The 20,498-nt window shown below is 47.4% G+C and carries 19 protein-coding genes and 1 tRNA gene; 2 read left to right on the plus strand and 18 right to left on the minus strand.

The features are described from left to right. The 3 genes from QZ327_RS05255 to QZ327_RS05265 all read right to left on the minus strand — a co-directional run. A partial coding sequence (locus QZ327_RS05255; protein WP_294617730.1) for an ATP-binding protein occupies positions 1 to 248 on the minus strand: 248 nt, incomplete at its 3' end. Positions 249 to 452: 204 nt separating this feature from the next. Further along, on the minus strand, positions 453 to 707 hold the full coding sequence (rpsT, locus tag QZ327_RS05260) for a 30S ribosomal protein S20 (protein WP_294617731.1): 255 nt from the start codon (positions 705 to 707) through the stop codon (positions 453 to 455). A 39-nt stretch (positions 708 to 746) separates the two neighbouring features. Further along, positions 747 to 818, minus strand: a tRNA-Glu gene (locus QZ327_RS05265). 288 nt (positions 819 to 1,106) lie between these two features. Between QZ327_RS05265 and recO the strand changes: the two genes are divergently transcribed. Then, positions 1,107 to 1,835 (plus strand): DNA repair protein RecO, encoded by a 729-nt coding sequence (gene recO, locus QZ327_RS05270; RefSeq protein ID WP_294617732.1) that lies wholly within the window; start codon positions 1,107 to 1,109, stop codon positions 1,833 to 1,835. Positions 1,836 to 2,018: 183 nt separating this feature from the next. Here recO and QZ327_RS05275 read toward each other — a convergent pair whose 3' ends face one another. The 15 genes from QZ327_RS05275 to QZ327_RS05345 form a co-directional block, all read right to left on the minus strand. Next, the gene (locus QZ327_RS05275) at positions 2,019 to 2,468 is read right to left on the minus strand and encodes a GatB/YqeY domain-containing protein (protein ID WP_294617733.1); all 450 of its coding nucleotides are present in this window, start codon (positions 2,466 to 2,468) and stop codon (positions 2,019 to 2,021) included. 58 nt (positions 2,469 to 2,526) lie between these two features. Then, entirely contained in the window at positions 2,527 to 3,828 is a 1,302-nt protein-coding gene (ftsZ, locus tag QZ327_RS05280) for a cell division protein FtsZ (protein ID WP_294617734.1), read from the minus strand. Between the two features lie 87 nt (positions 3,829 to 3,915). Next, a complete protein-coding gene (gene ftsA / locus QZ327_RS05285) occupies positions 3,916 to 5,334 on the minus strand; it encodes a cell division protein FtsA (RefSeq protein WP_294617735.1) in 1,419 nt (472 codons plus the stop codon). Between the two features lie 104 nt (positions 5,335 to 5,438). Continuing rightward, the gene (locus tag QZ327_RS05290; protein ID WP_294617736.1) at positions 5,439 to 6,176 is read right to left on the minus strand and encodes a cell division protein FtsQ; all 738 of its coding nucleotides are present in this window, start codon (positions 6,174 to 6,176) and stop codon (positions 5,439 to 5,441) included. Positions 6,177 to 6,222: 46 nt separating this feature from the next. Continuing rightward, positions 6,223 to 7,602, minus strand: a complete 1,380-nt coding sequence (gene murC, locus QZ327_RS05295; protein ID WP_294617737.1) for a UDP-N-acetylmuramate--L-alanine ligase — start codon at positions 7,600 to 7,602, stop codon at positions 6,223 to 6,225. A 7-nt stretch (positions 7,603 to 7,609) separates the two neighbouring features. After that, the gene (gene murG, locus QZ327_RS05300) at positions 7,610 to 8,758 is read right to left on the minus strand and encodes an undecaprenyldiphospho-muramoylpentapeptide beta-N-acetylglucosaminyltransferase (protein ID WP_294617738.1); all 1,149 of its coding nucleotides are present in this window, start codon (positions 8,756 to 8,758) and stop codon (positions 7,610 to 7,612) included. 35 nt (positions 8,759 to 8,793) lie between these two features. Beyond that, complete coding sequence (locus QZ327_RS05305; RefSeq protein ID WP_294617739.1) at positions 8,794 to 10,077, minus strand: FtsW/RodA/SpoVE family cell cycle protein; 1,284 nt, start codon at positions 10,075 to 10,077, stop codon at positions 8,794 to 8,796. A 64-nt stretch (positions 10,078 to 10,141) separates the two neighbouring features. Then, entirely contained in the window at positions 10,142 to 11,476 is a 1,335-nt protein-coding gene (murD, locus tag QZ327_RS05310; protein WP_294617740.1) for a UDP-N-acetylmuramoyl-L-alanine--D-glutamate ligase, read from the minus strand. 103 nt (positions 11,477 to 11,579) lie between these two features. After that, positions 11,580 to 12,845, minus strand: coding sequence for a phospho-N-acetylmuramoyl-pentapeptide-transferase (gene mraY / locus QZ327_RS05315; protein WP_294617741.1), 1,266 nt, complete (start codon positions 12,843 to 12,845; stop codon positions 11,580 to 11,582). A 77-nt stretch (positions 12,846 to 12,922) separates the two neighbouring features. After that, a complete protein-coding gene (locus QZ327_RS05320; protein ID WP_294617742.1) occupies positions 12,923 to 14,374 on the minus strand; it encodes a UDP-N-acetylmuramoyl-L-alanyl-D-glutamate--2,6-diaminopimelate ligase in 1,452 nt (483 codons plus the stop codon). A gap of 126 nt (positions 14,375 to 14,500) precedes the next feature. Then, positions 14,501 to 16,600: a penicillin-binding transpeptidase domain-containing protein gene (locus QZ327_RS05325; protein ID WP_294617743.1), complete on the minus strand. Its 2,100-nt coding sequence runs from the start codon at positions 16,598 to 16,600 to the stop codon at positions 14,501 to 14,503. A gap of 109 nt (positions 16,601 to 16,709) precedes the next feature. Then, the gene (locus QZ327_RS05330; protein WP_294617802.1) at positions 16,710 to 17,069 is read right to left on the minus strand and encodes an FtsL-like putative cell division protein; all 360 of its coding nucleotides are present in this window, start codon (positions 17,067 to 17,069) and stop codon (positions 16,710 to 16,712) included. 26 nt (positions 17,070 to 17,095) lie between these two features. Then, positions 17,096 to 18,013, minus strand: a complete 918-nt coding sequence (gene rsmH, locus QZ327_RS05335) for a 16S rRNA (cytosine(1402)-N(4))-methyltransferase RsmH (RefSeq protein WP_294617744.1) — start codon at positions 18,011 to 18,013, stop codon at positions 17,096 to 17,098. Between the two features lie 23 nt (positions 18,014 to 18,036). Next, the gene (gene mraZ, locus QZ327_RS05340) at positions 18,037 to 18,525 is read right to left on the minus strand and encodes a division/cell wall cluster transcriptional repressor MraZ (RefSeq protein WP_294617745.1); all 489 of its coding nucleotides are present in this window, start codon (positions 18,523 to 18,525) and stop codon (positions 18,037 to 18,039) included. Between the two features lie 381 nt (positions 18,526 to 18,906). Further along, entirely contained in the window at positions 18,907 to 19,410 is a 504-nt protein-coding gene (locus QZ327_RS05345) for an RNA polymerase sigma factor (protein WP_294617746.1), read from the minus strand. Between the two features lie 228 nt (positions 19,411 to 19,638). On the opposite strand from QZ327_RS05345, the gene QZ327_RS05350 reads away from it, so the two are divergent. Continuing rightward, a complete protein-coding gene (locus QZ327_RS05350; RefSeq protein WP_294617748.1) occupies positions 19,639 to 20,457 on the plus strand; it encodes a 1-acyl-sn-glycerol-3-phosphate acyltransferase in 819 nt (272 codons plus the stop codon). The last annotated feature ends 41 nt before the right edge of the window (positions 20,458 to 20,498 follow it).

A 20,498-nucleotide genomic window follows, 5' to 3' on the forward strand; every position in this document is an offset into this window, starting at 1 on the left:
CGTCCGTTGTCCTGTACTGTAATTGAATTGTCTTCGTTGATGGTCACTTCGATGTGGCTGCAATAACCCGCCAATGCTTCGTCGATAGAGTTGTCAACGATTTCGTATACCAAGTGGTGGAGTCCCTTTATACTGATGTCGCCGATGTACATCGCAGGGCGTTTTCTTACTGCTTCAAGACCTTCCAATACCTGGATACTATCCGCAGAATAAGACCCGTTATTGGGAGTGATTTGTTCTTCGCTCATAATTGTCTTTCTAACTTTAATAACAGAGCAAATATAGTGATATTTGTCGATTCGGCGAAGAATAAAGGGTGAAAAAATGAAGGATGGGGAGCGGATTCTCTGTTTTCGCGGCCGGGTGTGCTGCATGGTCCGTCAAAGAAAACAAGAAAGGCTGAACTTTTTAAGTTCAGCCTGCTCTATATTGGTTTTCTTGAATCTTTCTAATTAAGCGAGCTTGTTGATGTAGAGAGCTAATTTAGATTTCAGATTGTTAGCTTTGTTCTTGTGGATTACATTTGTCTTAGCCAACTTGTCCAACATCTTTGTAACGCCCGGATACATTGCAACTGCTTCTGTTTTATCAGTTGTTGCGCGAAGTTTTCTAACAGCGTTTCTCATGGTCTTGCCATAATATCTGTTGTGAAGTCTTCTTGTTTCTTCTTGTCTGATTCTTTTCAGTGATGATTTGTGATTTGCCATCTCGACTAATCTTTTTTAATTCGTTTATCTTTTTAATTGTAGCCCGTGGGGGAATCGAACCCCCCTTTCAAGAATGAAAATCTTGCGTCCTAACCGATAGACGAACGGGCCATCCTTATTGGTGAGCGTCTCCGCTCTTGCAACCGTTTTTCCTTTCGTTTGCGGTTGCAAAGGTAGAAACTATTTTTTAATTGGCAAACATTTCTAATAAAAAAATTACGTGGTTTTTTCTGTGGTTAACTCTGTTTTTAGTGTTATTAATTGATAATCAATATGGTAATGATGTTTTAATTTTTTGTCCTTTACCGCATTTTTTTTATTCCTTTGCTATGTTTTCCGTAGTTTCATGCTTTTTTTGTAGCTTTGTTAGCCGATTTGAAACTTGATAAGTGAACGGAAATGCTACAGAAAACGCAAGGAATCGTACTACATTCGTTGAAGTATAAGGATACTTCCATCATTGTGGACATCTATACCGAGGTGTCCGGGCGAGCATCTTTCTTGGTGCCGGTGTCCCGTTCGCGCAAGGCTACGGTGAAGTCAGTGCTGTTTCAGCCGCTCTCTTTAGTGGAGTTGGAAGCGGATTTCCGACCGAATGCCACTATATATAAGGTGAAAGAGGCGAAATCTTTTTGTCCTTTTACGTCTATTCCTTACGACCCCTATAAGTCTGCCATTGCTTTGTTTCTGTCCGAATTCCTGTATCGTGCCTTGCGCGAGGAAGCGGAGAACCGTCCTTTATTTGCCTATTTGCAGCATTCTATTGTTTGGTTAGACGAATGCCGCAGTGGTTTTTCCAATTTTCATTTGGTTTTTTTGATGCGCTTGTCGCGCTTTCTCGGTCTGTATCCGAACTTGGAAGATTATCACAGCGGTGATTATTTTGATTTGCGGAGTGCCGGTTTTACTCCGTTGCGTCCGCAGGCGCATCCTGACTATATAGGACCGGAAGAGGCATCGCGCTTGACGGGACTGATGCGTATGAATTATGAAACCATGCATCTTTTTGCTATGAATCGTTCGGAACGTGCCCGCTGCCTGACGGTAATGAACGAGTATTATCGTTTGCATTTGCCTGATTTTCCCGTATTGAAGTCTTTGGAAGTCCTGAAAGAATTATTCGATTGAGTTTTGTTCTGAGCTATAAAGTGTTCCATACTTTGTAACACTTTGGCTGATGGTACGAGAGAAGTTGCGAACTACCGTCTGCAGGCGATAGCGCGGAACAGAAAGCCGTACTTCCAGCCGGTTCCTTTTGGTGGAGAACGGCTCGAAGTACGGCTTCATATATATCCGTGTCGGGAAAGCCCTTTATCCCAGCAACTCTTTTACTTTGGCGGAGATGGCACGTCCTTCGGCAAGTCCGGCAAGTTTTTTACTGGCTACGCCCATCACTTTGCCCATGTCTTTGCCGCCGGTGGCACCTGTTTCGGCGATAATTGCCTTCAGGGCAACTTCCAGTTCTTCGACCGACATTTGCTTGGGGAGGTAGGCTTCCATGACCTTCACTTGTGCCAGCTCTGTATCGGCAAGGTCTTGGCGTCCTTGCTGTACATAAATTTCGGCAGCATCCTTGCCTTGCTTTGTCAGTTTCTGAATGATTTTCAGGGCATCGGCATCGGTCAGGGTATCGTTGGCTCCCGGAGCGGTTTTTGCTTCGAGGAATACTTTTTTGATGTTTCTCAAAGTTTCCAAAGCCACTTTGTCTTTGGCTCTCATTGCGTTTTTAATGTCTTCGCTGACTCTTTCGAATAAATCCATGTTGTAATTGTGAATAATGAATTATGAATTTCTTGGGTTGTTACAGCATCGGTGCGGTTTAGAAGGTAATTACGTTACTGCCGCTGCTTTCGGCTTCGCGGGCTTCTTCGGTAGCAAGTATACTGGTCTCTTCCGCTTTGGCTTTGATTGCGGCGAGGGAACTCTTGTCGCGCATGTAAGTAGGCGAGTTCTCCACCATACTGATGATGTCGGCGCTGTCCAAGTCTTCAGGATTGAAGAGATAGACGTGGCGGCGGCGCATGCGTGGTGTGCTGCTGTTGATTTCCTTTCCGTAATAGCGTTCGCGGCGGCTCCGTTTGCGTTCTTCTTCTTCGGCGATTCGTTCCAGTTCCTCTTCGGTCTGGGTGGCAATCCGTTCGTCCATTTCCTTGAGATGGATATCTTGCATGCCGAAACCAGTGGCTAACAGGGTGATTTTTACCTTGTCACCCAGGCTCTCGTCCTTTTCCACTCCGTGTTTGGTCTCAATGTCGCGGCTAAAGCGGCTCATGAACTCGCGTACTTCTTCCATTTCGCTCATCATCAGTTTGTGTTCCGAACTGTAGGAGATGCAGAATGCCACCTTCTTGGCATTGAAGATGTCGTTGTTGTTGAGCAACGGTGAAGTCTGGGCATCCAGTATCGCCTTACTCACACGCCCCTCACCGCTGCCGTAGCCGGTTCCCATGATTGCTACGCCACCGTTTTTGAGGATGGTGCGCACATCGTTGAAGTCGAGGTTGATTTTGCCGTGCATGGTGATGATGTCGGCAATGCTCTTGGCTGCCACGAGCACGATATCGTCTGCCCGGTCATAGGCTTCTTCAAAGTCCATTTCGCCGTAGATCTCGCTTAATTTGTCGTTCTTGATGACAATCAATGCATCCACATGTTTGTTAATTTCCTCCACACCGTCCAGCGCCTGGTCTATTTTTTTGTCGGCTTCCCACTGGTAGGGAATGGTGACAATACCTACGGTCAGTATATCCATCTCTTTTGCCACTTTCGCTACGATGGGGGCAGCTCCCGTTCCGGTTCCTCCACCCATACCGGCGGTGATGAACACCATCTGTGTGCCGTCGCTCAGGCGTTCTTTGATTTCATCCGTGCTGTTCTCCGCCTCCGCACGTCCTTTCTTGGGATCGTTTCCGGCTCCCAACCCTTTACCCAACTGTAACTTGTTGGGGACGGGAGAGTCGTTCAGTGACTTCGAGTCAGTGTTGCAAACCATGAAAGAGACACCGTTTATACCTTCATTGTACATGTGGCTGACGGCGTTGCAACCACCGCCACCCACACCGATGACTTTGATGATTTTCGGTGAATCGGTCGGAAAATCGAATTGTGCTATATCGTCCATAATTCTGAATTTTGAATTATGAATTATGAATTGCTATGCAGTGTGGTGCGCATCCAATTCAAGATTCAAAATTTATAAGTAAATCAATTATTTCATGTCGTCGTCCGAGAAGATTTCTTTGGAAAGCTTGTCTCCAATTCTTTCAAACCAGCTGGGACCTTTTTTCTTCTTTCTCTCTTTTTCTTTCTGTTCCCGCTCTTTGCGTTCTTTTTCCTTGCGTTCCCTCTCTTCTTTCTCACGTTGTGCTTTGGCAGCACGGGCAGCGGCTTCTTGTTCCTTCAGAGTTTCGTCGTTGTCGAACATATCCACGGGTTTGGGCGTAGGATTGCCCGCAGGCTGTGCTGTTTTCTCCTCTTGCAGGCAGCAGTTTTCGTGACCTGCGGCGAGAAGTCCGAGCAGGGTGTTCTGCATGCCGTCCTTTACGAGCACATCGTTGAAACCGTGAATGGTGTTATGAACGAAACGTATCGTTTTTACTTTCTCTGTTTTGCTCAGTTTGCGGAAAACTTCTTCAATACTCTTCAGGTTTGCCCCGCCACCGGTGAATATTACTCCGGAGAAGAGTTTGTCTTCATAACCGGAGAACTGCAACAGGTTCCATACGTTGGCAAGGATCTCCTCGGTGCGCGCTCCGATAATATTGTTCAACGTGGCAAGTTCAATGGCACGTCCGTCTTCCAATGTGCATGCGGCGAGAGTTTCACCCTCTTCCTCCTCTTCGTAAAGGGCGTTACCGTATTGCAATTTCAACCGTTCGGCATCTTGTTCCTCCATTTGTAGCGATGTGATGTCACGGGTAATGGTATTTCCGCCCAGCGGCAATACGCTTAGGTAGCGGAGAATGTTATTCTTGTAGACCGAAACAGTAGTCGTATCGGCACCGAAGTCCACTAATGCACATCCCGAACGCATTTCGTTTTCCGTCAGAACGGCATTTGCCAAGGCTATCGGGGCGATGAGCAGGTCGGCTATCTCTACCTTTGCCTGCTCAAAACTGTGTTCCAGATTCTTCTTGAGCGAGGCACGTGCCACGATATTGAGGAATTGGCCTGTGATATGCTGTCCGGTTACTCCTACCGGGTCGGCATGGAGATTGTTGTCTATTTTATATTCTTGAGGGGCGACATCCAGCACGCTCATGTCTGCCAACGGCACTTCAAGGTTTTCGTCGCAGATAGAGTCTACCAACTCTTGCGAGATGATGCCCTCTTCATCCAGCGTACGGCTCACCGCATTTTTTACTGTGCGCAATGACTGTCCGCCGATGCCTACGTATATTTTGGCAATGGAGTTGTTGAGCTGGCCTTCCAGTTTGTTAATGATGGAAGTCAATGCCTGTGCCGTCTTGTCAATATTGTAGATGATGCCCTTGTGGATGAACGAGGCGGCATCTTCACGCGCATAAGCCAACACCTGGATGCTTCCGTCACTGTTCTTCTTTCCTGCAATGCCGGAAATCTTGGAAGAACTCAACTCAATGGCGGCGATGAAATCTGTTGTTGCCATAATTATTTTATTTACTATTTTACTTTTACGGTTTATTGTTTGCTGCACGGCAATGAAAGAAAGTTATCCGGCTATTTGGATAATCAAGCAATAGCTTCCTTCCTTTATTGTCTTTTCGTGCAGATAATCTGGTTACCAAATTCAACACTGATACGGGAGTATTTGTTCCAGCCTACTTTATTTAAGCCTTTTTCATAGAATATCTTTACCCGCTTCAACTTCTGTTCGAAGTCGTCCAGTTTCCCAAGGTAGATGATGTGGTCGCCTACACGAGGCACCAGTTCAATGTTTCTGCCGGGCAATACATGAATCTGTTCGATTTGTGCGTCCCAGAACGAATTCTTCTGCAAAAATACACCAAACTTATATAAATCCCTCATGGCAAACGACTTTTCTACATTTCCGGTCACAATGGCGCGGTGCGCGATACACTTTGTGTCGAGTGGCATCACTGTGCCTTTGTTGTCCAGGTAGTAGTTTTCGCCTTTGGCACTCATTATCCTCAGGATAGGAACGCGTTGGGTCACTTCGACGCATAGTTTGCCGCTCGGGGTTTTATAGCATTCAACTTCGTCAATGAGCGGATGCTTGGAGAGTATCTGTTCCAATGTCTTGGTGCGGATACGGTCCAGGTTTTTGCCTATGGGGTTACTGTCTTTCTTTTTCAGCATGGCAATCACTTCCTTTTTTGTGATGAACCCGGCATATTCCATGTCTTTAATTACCAGTTCCACGTCATGGCACATCCGGCTTGCCGGTTTTCGGTTGAAAGCGGTAACGGCCACGACCAGATAGGCAAGGACGAGCAACAGGACAATGGAAAGCAGAATCCGTTTAATCATAGGCTTGTTTGTTATTTGCTATTTTATAATTCACTCTATATAATTATTAGCTGCGCTGTTCGAGCAATTGGGTGATGGAAGGCACATAGTTGTCTAAATCGCCGGCTCCCAGCACGATTAATACTTCGACAGGTTTCTTCGAAAGCAGTTCCGGTATGTCTTCCTTTTTGCAGATACGCTTTTCGATGCCCGGGCACAGATTGTCATAGATGAGACGGCTGCTGACACCGGGAATGGGTTGTTCGCGGGCAGGGTAGATTTCCGTCAGAATTACTTCGTCCGCCATTGAAAGGCTATCTGCAAAGTCCTTGTAGAAGTCGCGGGTACGTGTATAGAGATGAGGTTGGAAGATGGCGGTTATCTTCTTGTCCTGATAGAGTTCGCGAATAGACTTCACGCTTTGTGCGATTTCGGCAGGATGGTGGGCATAGTCGCTGAGGAATACGAGTTTGTCCGTCTTTATCTTGAAGTCGAAACGGCGGTCTACTCCACGGAAGCTTGCCATTCCTTGTTTGATTTCATCATCAGTAACTCCGTTCAGGTGTGCAAGCGCCATAGCTGCCACACCGTTTTCTATGTTGATGCCGATGGGGACGCCAAGCCGGATGTCATTGATGCGGGTGTCCGGAGCAACGAAGTCGATGAAAATCTCACCGTTTCCGATGCGGATGTTTTCTGCATGGAAATCTCCTTCATCGCGTGAGTAGGTATATATTTTTACCCCCGGTTGCACGTCCGGCTGCAAGGCAATGCCTTTACGGATAATCAGTGCGCCTTCCGGCTGGATAAGGGTGGTGTAGTGGCGGAAGCTTTCAAGGTAGGCTTCGCGCGTACCGTATATATCCAGATGGTCGGGGTCGGCGGAGGTAATGACGCTCATATAGGGAGAAAGCCAATGGAATGAGCGGTCGAACTCATCTGCCTCGATTACGGTATACGGGCTGTCCTGCGATAAGAGCAGGTTCGTTCCGTAGTTCTTGGCAATGCCACCGAGGAAAGCCGTACAACCTACGTGCGACTGATGAAATAAATGTGCCGCCATTGTGCTTGTGGTGGTCTTTCCATGAGTACCGGCAACGCAAAGTCCCTTGCTGCTACGGGTAATCGTGCCTAATACTTGCGCGCGTTTATGTATTTCAAAACCATGTTCCCGGAAGTAGGTCAGTTCGGCGTGTTCTTGGGGAATGGCAGGGGTATACACAACCAGTGTGCTTTGGGAGTTCTTGCAATTCTCCGGGATGAGGTCAACGTCTTCCTCATAATGTATTTGTGCACCTTCTGCAATCAGATGTCCGGTAAGTTCGCTTGGCGTACGGTCATATCCTGCCACAAATTTACCTTTGGAGAGGAAATAACGTATCAGCGCGCTCATGCCGATGCCGCCGGCACCGACGAAGTAAACGGATTGTATGTTTTCTATATTCATGTACTTGTTATTTAATAAGTTTTAGCACCTCTTTGGCAATGACTGTTGCCGAATCCGGCAATGCCAATCGGGCGATGTTGTTACTCAATTCTCTCAGTTTGCCACTTTCTTTCACCGTCTTCAGCGCCACATCCAGAAGTCTCTCCTCGGCTTCCGCGTCCTTTACATAGATGGCAGCGTCTTTGTCGACGAGTGCCAGCGTATTCTTGGTCTGATGGTCTTCTGCTACATTGGGCGATGGGACAAGAATCACGGGTTTGTGTAGTAAACAGAATTCCGAAATAGAGCCGGCACCGGCACGGGAGATAACCAAATCGGCAGCGGCATAGGCACTTGCCATATCCTTGATGAAATCTGTCACGTACAGGTTGGGGATGGCGTTGATATGCGGATGTCGCACGGCTTCACCGGTTGCTGCGGTGATGGCATCTCTTACCCGGTCGATGTATATTTTACCCGTTTGCCAGATGAATTGCATATCGGGATTTTTTCGGATGGTGTCAAGACCGGCGGTTAGCGTCTGGTTGATGGTCCGTGCCCCGAGACTGCCACCCAGTATCAGGATAGTTTTTCTGGAAGGATCTAAACTGAAATAGCGTACGGCATCTTCGTGGGATATCGAATGTCCGAGCAGGTTTTGACGAACGGGGTTGCCGGTCATGATAATCTTCTCAGCGGGGAAAAACTTTTCCATGCCTTCGTAGGCAACGCATATCTTACAGGCTTTTTGGGCAAGCAGCTTGTTGGTGACGCCTGCGTATGAATTTTGCTCCTGTATCAAAGTGGGCACTCCCATCATCCCTGCTGTTTTCAGGGTGGGACCGCTGGCATAACCGCCTACACCTACCGCCACCTGCGGACGGAACTGCTTGATGATGTTGCGAGCTTTCCATTGGCTGCGTACCAGCTTCACCAATACGGCAAAGTTCTTCCACAGGTGTTTACGGTCGAAACCCGCTACGGGCAAGCCGATAATCCTGTAGCCGGCATCGGGTACGCGTTGCATCTCCATGCGTCCCTCTGCGCCTACGAACAGGATTTCCGCGTCCGGGCGCAACTCCTTGATTGCATTGGCAATAGATACGGCAGGAAAAATATGTCCACCTGTACCGCCGCCACTGATGATGATGCGTGGTTTATTATTTTTTGTTTCCATATCTGGGTTTATTTACTTGCTATTAATCATTCATCTTATTCAAATTCGGCATCACTGTTCAGCATCTTGGCTGTGGGCTCTGCGGCGCTTTGTGCTTCACTGTAAGCGTTCCCGTCTTCACTGCCGGTTTCTGCCTGCATGGTGATTTGGGCATCGTGTTCCCGCTGCTCTTCCAGTTTCGCCGTATAGCGGCTGACGCTCAATATCATGCCGATATAAGCGCAGTTTATCAACGTCGAAGTACCTCCCTTGCTGATGAGTGGCAACGGTTGGCCGGTGACGGGAGCCAACCCTACGGCTACCATCATATTGAAAACCGCCTGCGATACCAGCAACAAGGCTATTCCGATGACGAGAAAGGCAGGAAAGGTACGGTCGCATTTTTTGGCAATACGCCCTACACGTATCAACAGGCAGATATAGAGGAACACAACCACGACTCCTCCCACTAGTCCGAGTTCTTCGATGATGATGGCAAAGATGAAGTCGGAGAATGCCTGGCTCAAGAAATCCCGTTGTACGGAGTTGCCCGGACCTTTGCCGACAACATTGCTGGTGGCAACGGCGATGCGTGCGTGTGCTATCTGTGCGTCTTTGTCTATGTCGAATTTGGCGGCGGGAACTTTCTCGTCGCTCGTAAACTTCTCAATACGGGCGCGCCATGTGTCGAAGCGGTGCAGGAAAGGTATATCGCTGTTCTTTGTCATTAAAAGGAAAGTGACGGCAATGATACCTACCGATGCTAAACTGCCAATCAGTATCAATAGCTTTTTTGCACAGACACGTCCTATGAACATCATTAGAAAGACCACCCCGAACAGCAATGCCGCTGTGGATAAATTCTCCGGAACAATGAGCAGGCAAATGGCTCCGGTTATTATCATAATCCGTTTGAAAGCCTTCGGATTGGCGCCCTCTTCGTCTTGCCCTTTGGAGAGGATGAATGCCGTGACGATAATGACCGCCATTTTAGCAATCTCCGAGGGCTGGAACTGTATGCCCATGAATGTCATCCAGCGCGCGGCGCCATTGATGCGTTCCATCATCATTACCAATATCAGCAATATTGCGGAAGTTGGCAACAGGAAGACGGGGAATACCTGAAACCATTTATAGGGGATGTTGTGCATAAGGACCACAACCACAGCACCCACCATCAGAATAATGCTGTGCTGGGTGATAGGTCCCCAATGGTCGCCACTTTTGTAGGTGAGCGTACTGGCGGCACTGAACACTTCTGTGATGGAGATAAGGCAGAGGAAGAGGAAAATAATCCAGATTACCTTGTCTCCTTTGAATATGCTTTTTAGTAAATCCATAAATCAATATAGTAACGTGCTAATGTACCGGTGTGATATCACCTCGCCATTAGTCATTTGTCCCTTATAACTCTCTTACGTATTTCTTGAACTGGTCGCCCCGGTCTTCATAGCTCTTGAAGAGGTCGAACGAAGCACAACAAGGACTTAATAATACGGTTTCCCCTTTTTGGGCTAATTTGAAGGCTGCGTCTACCGCATCTTTCATGCCGGTCTGCACATCGGCAACGGGCAGCCCCAGCCGGTCGAAAAATTCGTGCAGTTTCTCGTTATGCAGTCCCAGGTAGACTAAGGCAGAACACTTGGTGCGTACCAACTCCTCTATCTCGGTGTAGTCATTCCCTTTGTCTTTGCCGCCAAGTATGAGTACGGTTTTTGTTGTCATGCTTTGCAGGGCGTACCAACAGGAGTTGACGTTGGTGGCTTTGGAATCATTGATGAACCGGACACCACGTACGGTCGCCACCTTCTCCAGACGGTGCTCCACGCCTTTGAAATCGGATAATGCTTTACGGATATCCTCTTTTTTGATACCTGCAAGGTTGGCGGAAATGCCGGCTGCCAACGAGTTATAAAGGTTGTGGGTTCCGCGCAGGGCAAGCTCCTCTTGTTCCATATTGAAAGCGATAGGCTCGTTGATTTCCACTTCGCCGTCTACTACGTATGCAATGGCTCCATCCTCTTTTACGGCGGCAAAAGGATAGGGATGTGCTTTCAACCCGTGTTTCTCCAACTCTTTGCGGATGATAGGGTCGTCGTTCCAATAGATGAAAGCATCTTCCTGCGTTTGGTTTTGCGTAATGCGGAACTTGGCATCTACGTATTTCTGCATGCAGTGGTCGTATCGGTCCAGATGGTCGGGAGTGATGTTCATCAGTACGGCGATATTGGCACGGAATTTATACATGTTGTCCAGTTGGAAAGAGCTGAGTTCGATAACGTAATAGTCATGCTTTTCCATTGCCACCTGTAGGGCAAGACTATTGCCGATGTTACCTGCCAGTCCCACATTCAGTCCCGCACTCTTAAAGATGTGGTAAATAAGTGAAGTGGTGGTGGTTTTACCGTTGGAACCGGTAATGCAAATCATCTTGGCGTTTGTATAGCGTCCGGCAAATTCTATTTCGGAGATAATAGGGATGCCTTTTTCTTTCAATTTCAGAATCAGCGGAGCATCATTGGGGATACCGGGGCTTTTTACCACTTCATCGGCATTGAGTATCAATTCTTCAGAGTGCTTTCCTTCTTCCCAAGCAATGTCGTGCTTGTTCAGCAGTTCCTTGTATTTGTCTTTAATGGCGGACATGTCGGATACGAACGTGTCGAAACCTTTCACTTTGGCAAGTACGGCAGCTCCCGCGCCGCTTTCGCCTGCTCCTAAAACTACAATTCTACTCATACTGTTTGAATTATGATTTCAAATTTTAGATTTCAGGTCTCTGATTTATCGTTTGTATTCCGCATAAATCATAAATCTAAAATCAGAAATCCAACATTTCTTATTATCTTATCTTTAACGTTATAATTGTTATGGCTGCCAATACAATGGTTACAATCCAGAACCGGATGGTGATTTTTGATTCATGGAACAATTGTGCAGGTTTGGTGAACACTACCTTGCAGCCGGGTTCTATCAAGTCCATGCTGGTACGGAAGTGGTCGTGTATCGGTGTCCGTTTGAAAAGACGCTGCTTCACTCCTTTTCGTTTGCCGGCTTTGTAGTATACCCGTTGCAGGATTACCGACAGGTTCTCAACGAGGAATATACCGCACAGAATAGGTATTAACAGTTCCTTGTGAATGATGATGGCATATACGGCAATGATGCCCCCGATGGTCAGGCTACCCGTATCGCCCATGAACACTTGTGCCGGATAGGCGTTGTACCACAAGAAACCGATCATTGCACCGATGAAGGCACAAATGAAGATAACCAGTTCTTCCGAACCCGGAATATACATGATGTTCAGATAGCCGGCATATTCGATGTGGCTGGATACGTATGCCAATATACCCAGAGTCAGACCGATAATGGCAGAATTGCCCGCTGCCATACCATCCATACCGTCATTCAGGTTGGCACCGTTGGATACGGCTGTTACAACAAAAATTGTAACGAACACGAACAATATCCAGCCGACTGTCTGTGCGTGCTCTCCCATGAAGGATACGAGGTCTGCATAGTCCAGGTTGTTGCTTTTGAAAAAAGGAATGGTAGTCTGTGTCGCCTTGATTTCTTTGGCGGCATGCACTACTTCAATGCCTTCTGGCTTCTCCACTTCGATGTTTTCACGGATAACCACCTGCGGGCTGAGATATAGCGTAAGCCCTACGATAAGTCCAAGCCCTATTTGACCGATAATCTTGAACTTGCCGTGTAATCCTTCCTTGTCTTTCTTGAATATCTTGATGTAATCGTCGGCAAACCCTAATGAACCTAACCAGACGGTAGTGATAAGCATCAGAATCATATAGATGTTGCTCAACTTGCCCAGCAACAGGCAGGGAATCAGAATGGCAAAGATAATGATTACTCCACCCATGCTCGGCACCCCCACTTTGTTTACACCAAACGGGTCGATGCTGGCATCCCGTTGCGTTTCGGTGATTTGCTTACGTTTTAACAGATTAATGAATTTATCCCCCCAGATACTCGAAATGAGCAATGCAAGGATAATAGCCATCAACGCTCTGAAAGAGGTATAACCGAACATGCCCGCACCGGGGAAGTCGTATTTGTCTAACCATTGGAATAAGTAGTATAACATCTCTTTATTTGTTGTATGTTGTAAGTTATTTATTTGAAAATTAATCGGCTATGCTTTTTATTATCAATCGGTACTCATTAATATCCCATAACTTTGTTCAGCTCTTCTTTATCGTCAAAGTGGTGCTTCACTCCTTTTATCTCCTGATAATTTTCGTGCCCTTTGCCGGCTACGAGAATGACATCTCCCGGTTGTGCCAGCATGTAAGCGGTCTTTATGGCTTCTTTTCTGTCGGTGATACTGACGGTTTTTTGTAAGTCGTCCTTATCCAAGCCTGCCAGCATGTCATTGATGATATCTTGCGGCTCTTCAAAACGGGGATTGTCGGAAGTGATGATAACGCGGTCGCTCAAACGGGCGGACTCCTTAGCCATGATGGGGCGTTTACCTTTGTCACGGTTACCGCCGGCACCGACTACCGTAATTACTTTCCCTCTACCTTCCAGTACGCCGTGGATGGCATTCAATACATTTACCAGGGCATCCGGAGTGTGGGCATAGTCTACAATGGCTGTAATGCCTTTCGGAGAGCGGATAGAGTCGAATCTACCTGCAACCGGATGTAACGTGCTCAAAGCGACGAGTACGTCTTCTTCTTTCTTGCCTAATAACACGGCAGCACCGAACACGGCAAGAAGATTGGAGGCATTGAACTTGCCGATAAAGCGTACGGCAAGTTCGTGGTTGTTGAAATCGAGCAACATGCCTTCGAAATGAGACTCCAGCACTCTGCCTTTGAAGTCGCTGAGGCTTCTCAATGAATAAGTATATACGTGCGAACGTGTGTTTTGGGTCATCACCAGTCCGTTCTTATCATCCAAATTGGTTAGGCTGAAAGCCCCCTTCGGCATATCGTCGAAGAATTTCTTTTTTGCCTTGAGATAGTTTTCGACAGTCTTGTGATAATCCAGATGGTCGCGCGTAAGGTTGGTGAAGATGCCGCCGGCAAACTTCAGGCCGCTGATGCGTTGCTGGGCGATGGAGTGGGAACTGACTTCCATAAATGCGTATTTGCATCCGGAGTCTGCCATTTCGCCCAACAGGCGGTTCAGGGTAATCGGATCCGGAGTGGTGTGCTCGGTCGGAACGGGTTGGTCGTCAATGTAGTTACATACGGTGGAAATCAACCCGACCTTGTATCCGAAGTAGCGGAACGTATTATATAATAAGGTGGCGATAGTTGTTTTGCCATTAGTGCCGGTCACCCCTACCAGTTCCATCTTGGAGGTCGGGTCGCCATAGAAAGTAGTGGCAACCTTGCCTACCGCATTTTCGCTCTCTTTTACTTGGATATATGTGATATGAGGATTGAGCTCCTTCGGCATTTCTTCGCACAGCACAGCTATAGCACCTTTCTCAATGGCTGTCGGGATGTATGTGTGTCCGTCGGCCTGTGTGCCGCGCATTGCCATGAATAAATGTCCGGCTGCAACCAAACGGGAGTCGATGTTTACTCCTGTCACATCTTTTTCTGTGTTGCCGATAATCTGTATCGGTTGTATCGCTTTTAATAGTTCGCTTAATTTCATACCTTATTATATATAATGTATATTCTTTAAGTATTAATGATTCATTATCTTATACTATCTGTCATTCTTCGCTGTGTTCTGAATGGCAGGTAATCAATGACATATCTTATTTTCAGCATCTGTTTATTAATGCAACGTCAAGGTTATGGTCTGACCTTTTACCAACCGGCTTCCACCTGCAATGGACTGGCTTCTCACTTTGCCCATGCCGTTTAGCCGTACTCTGAGTCCTTTGCTTTCCAGCAGATAGACGGCATCTTTGGCACCCATGCCCACTACGCTGGGCACTGTGCCGGAAGAGGGCTTCTTGTTTTGTAGGATGACTGCAGACGGTGCCGCCTGGCTGTGCCCCCATGTTTCTTTCCCTTTTTGTACCTCAAACTGTTTCTGTACCGGAACGTCCAACTCGTTGAGCACACGTAACGCCTCGTTCATTTCTCCCGCCTTTACCGTAGGGATTACGTTTGTGGTGCTGTCTATCGCACTGCGTATGTCAAACCGCAGGTTCTTGGCATACACCCTCTCGGCTATCTTGCTGAATACGCTACCTGCCATCTGACCGCCCGATGCGGGAAGTCCCGGTTTTTGTATGGAAACGATGCAGCTGTATTTGGGCGCTTCTGCCGGGAAGTATCCGCAGAAACTTACAAGATAGTTTACCCGTCCTGCTTTGTATCCGGCGGCACCTTGCGAAATCTGCGCCGTGCCCGTCTTGCCGGCTACGGCAAACTGCTTGCTCCCGGCGGGTTTTGCCAAACCTTCGGAGACTACCTTGTGCAGAATTTCCCGTATCTGTGCCAGCGTATTGTCCGAGCAGATTTTAGGGTTGATGACCTCCGTAGGAAATTCACGTACCACTTCACCGTCTTTCACTGCCGCTTTCACAAACTTCGGGCGTACCATTATGCCGTTGTTGGCAATGGCATTGTAGAAAGTCAGGATATTCAGCGGCGGCACTTGCGTCTCGTAACCTATACTCATCCAGGGCAGGGTGGTCTTGGCGAAATAACGTTCCTTCGGACCACGGATGTTAGGCTTTCCCTCTCCGGCAATCTGTAACTGGAGCGGACGGTCTATGCCGAGACGTTTCAATCCGTCTACAAACTTTTGCGGGTTACTTCCGTAATGTTTGTCAATAAGGTAAGAGACACCGATATTGGACGATACCTCCAGAATACGTGTCACATCAATCTTGCCATATCCGCCCCGATGCCAGTTATGGTCTTTCATCGGACGACCGTGCATCATCATGATGCCGTTTCCGGTATCCACTTCGGTGTCCGGGGTGATTTTTCCGTCTTCAAGGGCTACCATGATGGAAGCGGTTTTGAATGTAGAGCCCGGTTCCAACATATCGCTGATGGCATTGTTGCGCATTTCGTAATACTTGCCGTCTCCCGCTTTCATCATATTGACGATGGCTTTAACCTCTCCGGTCTGTACTTCCATCAGTGCGGCAACGCCTACGCTGGCATTCAACTGTTTCAGCTTGTCTATCAATGCCTTCTCGCAAATGTCCTGCATGTCTACGTCGATGGTGGAGACAATGTCGCAACCGTCTATGGGGGCGATATCTACTATGTCTAGGTATTTGTTCATTACCTTCTTGCGGTGGATAATGCCATCGCGCCCTTTCAGCAGGGTGTCAAAAGCCAGTTCGATACCATTCTTCGCCCCTTGTGCCGTATCGGCATAGAGGTCTCCCAATGTACGCGCCGCCAAAGAGCCGAAGGGCTTTTTGCGTTGGTTGTAAGTCTGCACGTGCAGCCCGCCCTTGTATTTGTTCAGGTTGAATACAGGCAATCTTTTAACTTCTTTGTACTGGATGTAAGAGATACGTCTGGGATAAATCAGGTAATTGCGGCTCCCTTTCTTGCGTCCTTTCAGCAGATGCCTTTTAAATTCCGCGGCGCTTTTATCCGGAAATATCCGGTGCAACCCTTCACAAATCTCGCCCAAATGGTTCATAAGCATGGTGTCTTTCTTCTGGCCGCCCGCTTTGAAGTCCATGTAGATGCGGTATTCCGGCAAGAAACTTGCCATCAGTTTGCCGTCTGACGAGAGGATGTTGCCACGGTTGGGTTTCACCGTGACATTCTCCTTTACGAAACGATAGGCGACATCTTGCCAGTATTGCCGCTCGGCAAACATGATGACAGCGCCTTTTACGATAATAGCTACTCCTATCAGTCCCATGATAAGGACTACGAAGAAGTAACGGGTCATTATATTTTTCTTGTTTACTGCCAAGGTTGTTTTTGATTTACGGTTTTACTATATATTGTTTACTGGTTACGATTGATAAGCTACTGCTTCCGTTCTCTGCCCGCCCGTTCTATTTGATTAAATAAGGCGGATTGGTCGATGTCTGCAAATCGCTTTCTTTCGTTGCGATATATTCTTCAATACGCGATTGGCGGCTTCGCTCCATCAATTCGGAACTGCGTGTCAACGCATCGTATTTTATATCAATCAACTCCTTTTTGAGTTTGTCTATCTCTATCATTTGTTGCTGGCAGGCATAGCGGTTGTGGATATAAAACAGAATAAGAACCATGATAAGGACGAGCAGTTTCGTCTGGCGGCGGAAGAAGTCCGTAGCCAGAATATCGCCGCCTATGATATTTTTTAGCGAAGTATGTCTTTTTGCCTTTTCGTCTTTCAACTCTTCTTGCTTGTGGTTTGTCTCGTTCATCATCCTGTTGTCTTATCGGTTTGTCACTATTCTGCTATTTTCTCCGCAATTCTCAGTTTGGCGCTTCTCGAACGTGGATTGCGGTTGATTTCGTCTTCGTCCGGAATAATCACTTTGTTGTTTACCAACCGGAAAGGCGTTCGTACGTTTCCGAAGAAATCTTTTTCCGCCTTGCCCTCGATGTTGCCGGTTTTCATGATGTTCTTCACCATGCGGTCCTCCAGTGAGTGGTAGGTGATAACTACCAGTCGTCCGCCGGGCTTCAATGCTTTCGTGGCGGCATATAGCATCTCTTTCAGTGCTTCCATTTCCCGGTTGACCTCGATACGCAATGCCTGAAACACTTTGGCAAGCTCTTTCTTCTCCCTTTCGCGTCCGAACAGCGGTTTGATGATGTCCAAAAACTCTCCGATGGTGCTGATTTTTCCGGAGATACGCGCCTTGGCTATGACAGATGCCAGCTTGCGGCTGTTCTTCAGTTCTCCGTACAAATAGAAGATGTCGGCAAGCCGCTCTTCATCGTATGTGTTCACGATGTCGGCGGCGGTGAGACCGGCACGTTTGTTCATGCGCATGTCCAGTGCGCCTTCGAAACGGAAGGAGAATCCACGTTCACTGTCGTCGAAATGATGCGATGATACGCCGAGGTCGGCAAGTATGGCGTCCACCTGCTCAATGCCATGATAGCGCAGGAAATTGTGCAGGTAACGGAAGTTACTGCGCACGAAAGTAAAGTGCGGGTCGTTTACGATGTTTTGCTCCGCATCTTCATCCTGGTCGAATCCCAGCAACCTTCCGCCTTCGCCCAAACGGGACACTATCTCGCGCGAATGGCCTCCACCGCCGAAAGTCACGTCTACATACGTGCCGTCCGGGCGAATATTCATTCCGTCGACGCTCGGCATCAACAGTACCGGAATGTGATATGTCGTTTCTTCCTTCATTTTTCTTTCATTACAATCGTTTACTACCTTATTGTCTCGTCGCCTGTTTCCGCTTCTTCCCAACTCCCGTCTCCCAGGATGTCCTGCAGCGCTTCACCGAATTCCTCCGGACTCACGAAAGGTTGCTCCGCCTTCTCTTTTGCCCAAATCTCGATGGTGTTGTCCACGCCGATAAAGCGCACATCGGTTTGTATGCCTGCCATCTGCAAGTAGCGTTTTGGCAATAAGATGCGTCCGTTCCCGTCGGGGACCATGATTTCCGCGTCGCTTACAAACTGCCGGAAGATTTGCTGGTGCCTGGCATTCCACTTGTTCAACCGTTGCCGTAGCTGGGCTTGTGTTTTGAACCAGACGCTCTCGGGATAGAGTATCAGGCACTCCTGAAACACGTCTTTGCGCAATATGAGTCTTTCTTCGGAAGCAGCCTGTAACTGTTTCCGAAAGCCGGCAGGGATGAATACACGTCCCTTTGCGTCCGTTTTAGCTTCGATATTGCCTAAAAAACGTATCATTTTTACCTTATTATAATAAGAGACGGTAAAAATACACATTTCCCCACAATTCCCCACAATGTTTTAACTAAAATCTTACTTAGAAGTTTTCAACAGTGTGTTAATTGCTTATTCTGTTGAAAATGAACAGTGTGCCGTACTGCCTGTTTGTGGGGGTATGGTTGCGGCACTCTCTTTGAATGGGGGAGAATACGGGCGGGATTGTTGCGGAGTGTTTGCGTCCTTAGTCCGTGCCTGTTCTGCGATGAAACAAGGCGTGTGTGGATGTGGTCCGGTGTGATAATGCAACAGGCGCATGGAGGTGTCGTGGCACCCCATGCGCCTGTTGTTGGAGCAAGAGAAAATTTATGTGATGGCAGGATTTACCGGTTCTTCGGCTGATTAAACAAAGTCTTTCAGCTCTTGTTGCAGTTTTTGGCGGGTGAAGAAAATACGGCTTTTTACCGTTCCTAACGGCAGTCCCAGCTTTTCGGCTATCTCACGGTACTTGAAGCCGGAAACGTGCATGGAGAACGGGATCTTATATTCGCGTGGCAGCGAATTGACGATGCGGTGCATCTCTTTCAGGTCGTATGCGCTTTCCGTACTCTCGAAAGCTGTGTCGCGCGGCAGGTTCAGGTGATACAGGTTGTCCGTATGGTCTACAAATGTCTGGTCGCGCACGACTTTGCGGTAATTGTTGATGAAGATGTTGCGCATGATTGTGTACATCCATCCTTTGAAGTTGGTATCGGGCATATATTTGTCTTCATTGTCCAAAGCCTTGAGAGAAGTTTCCTGAAGAAGGTCGTTTGCTTCTTCGCGGTCGGAAGTGAGCTTGTATGCGAAACGCAATAAATCGTTTTGAACTGCGAGTAAGTCTTGCTTAAATGTAATACTATTCATAATGTGCTTTTTTAAAATTGTTACTTGTTCGTTTAGCCTTTCAGCACTGCAAGTTTACGGAGGTTCTTGCTTTTTGGCGGACGGCTTTTAAGCAATCTTTGGGGTGAAAACTGACAATTGATAGATTTTAGGTGCTATTTGATAGTTTTTGGGTGTAGTTTTCTGTCAAATATTTGCATTTAATTAAAAAGATGCGTTAATTTTGCGCATCATTTCATCATAAAAAGAATGGCAGACGACTCTTTATTCTTGATTGACATTGATAAGATTCTTCGGGAGAAAGCTCCGAAGCATGTGAAATATATCCCTAAGTTTGTCGTGTCTTATCTGAAACGCATCGTTCATCAGGATGAATTGAATGTCTTTCTGAAGGAGTCGAAAGATAAGGTTGGGGTGGAATTTCTGCAAGCCTGCCTGGACTTTCTGGATGCCAAGCTGATTGTGAAAGGCAAGGAAAATCTCCCCAAAGAGGGGCTTTATACGTTTGTCTCCAATCATCCTTTGGGTGGACAGGACGGCGTTGCGTTGGGTTATGTACTCGGGACCTTTTATGATGGAAAGGTGAAGTATATGGTCAATGACCTGCTTATGAACCTGCGCGGGTTGGCTCCCCTCTGCATTCCTATCAATAAGACCGGCAGGCAGGCGAAGGACTTTCCGAAGATGGTAGAGGCGGGCTTTGCGTCGGACGACCAGCTTATCATGTTTCCCGCCGGGCTTTGTTCGCGCCGCCAAAACGGGGTTATCCGCGATTTGGACTGGAAAAAGACGTTCATCGTGAAGAGTGTCGAGGCGCATCGCGACGTAGTGCCTATCCGTTTCGACGGCCGTAATTCCAATTTCTTTTATAATCTCGCCAACTTGTGCAAGGCGTTGGGCATCAAGTTCAATATTGCCATGCTTTACTTGGCGGACGAGATGTTGAAAAACCGTCACAAGACATTTACTATTACAATAGGTAAGCCTATCCCTTGGCAAACATTCGATAAGACGAAAACGCCTGCTCAATGGGCGCAGTATGTGAAAGATATCGTGTATAAATTATAAGTTGAAAATTAAAATAGAAAATCGGGGGTTGATACGGAAAG

The sequence above is a fragment of the uncultured Bacteroides sp. genome (assembly GCF_910578895.1).
Lineage (GTDB): Bacteria > Bacteroidota > Bacteroidia > Bacteroidales > Bacteroidaceae > Bacteroides.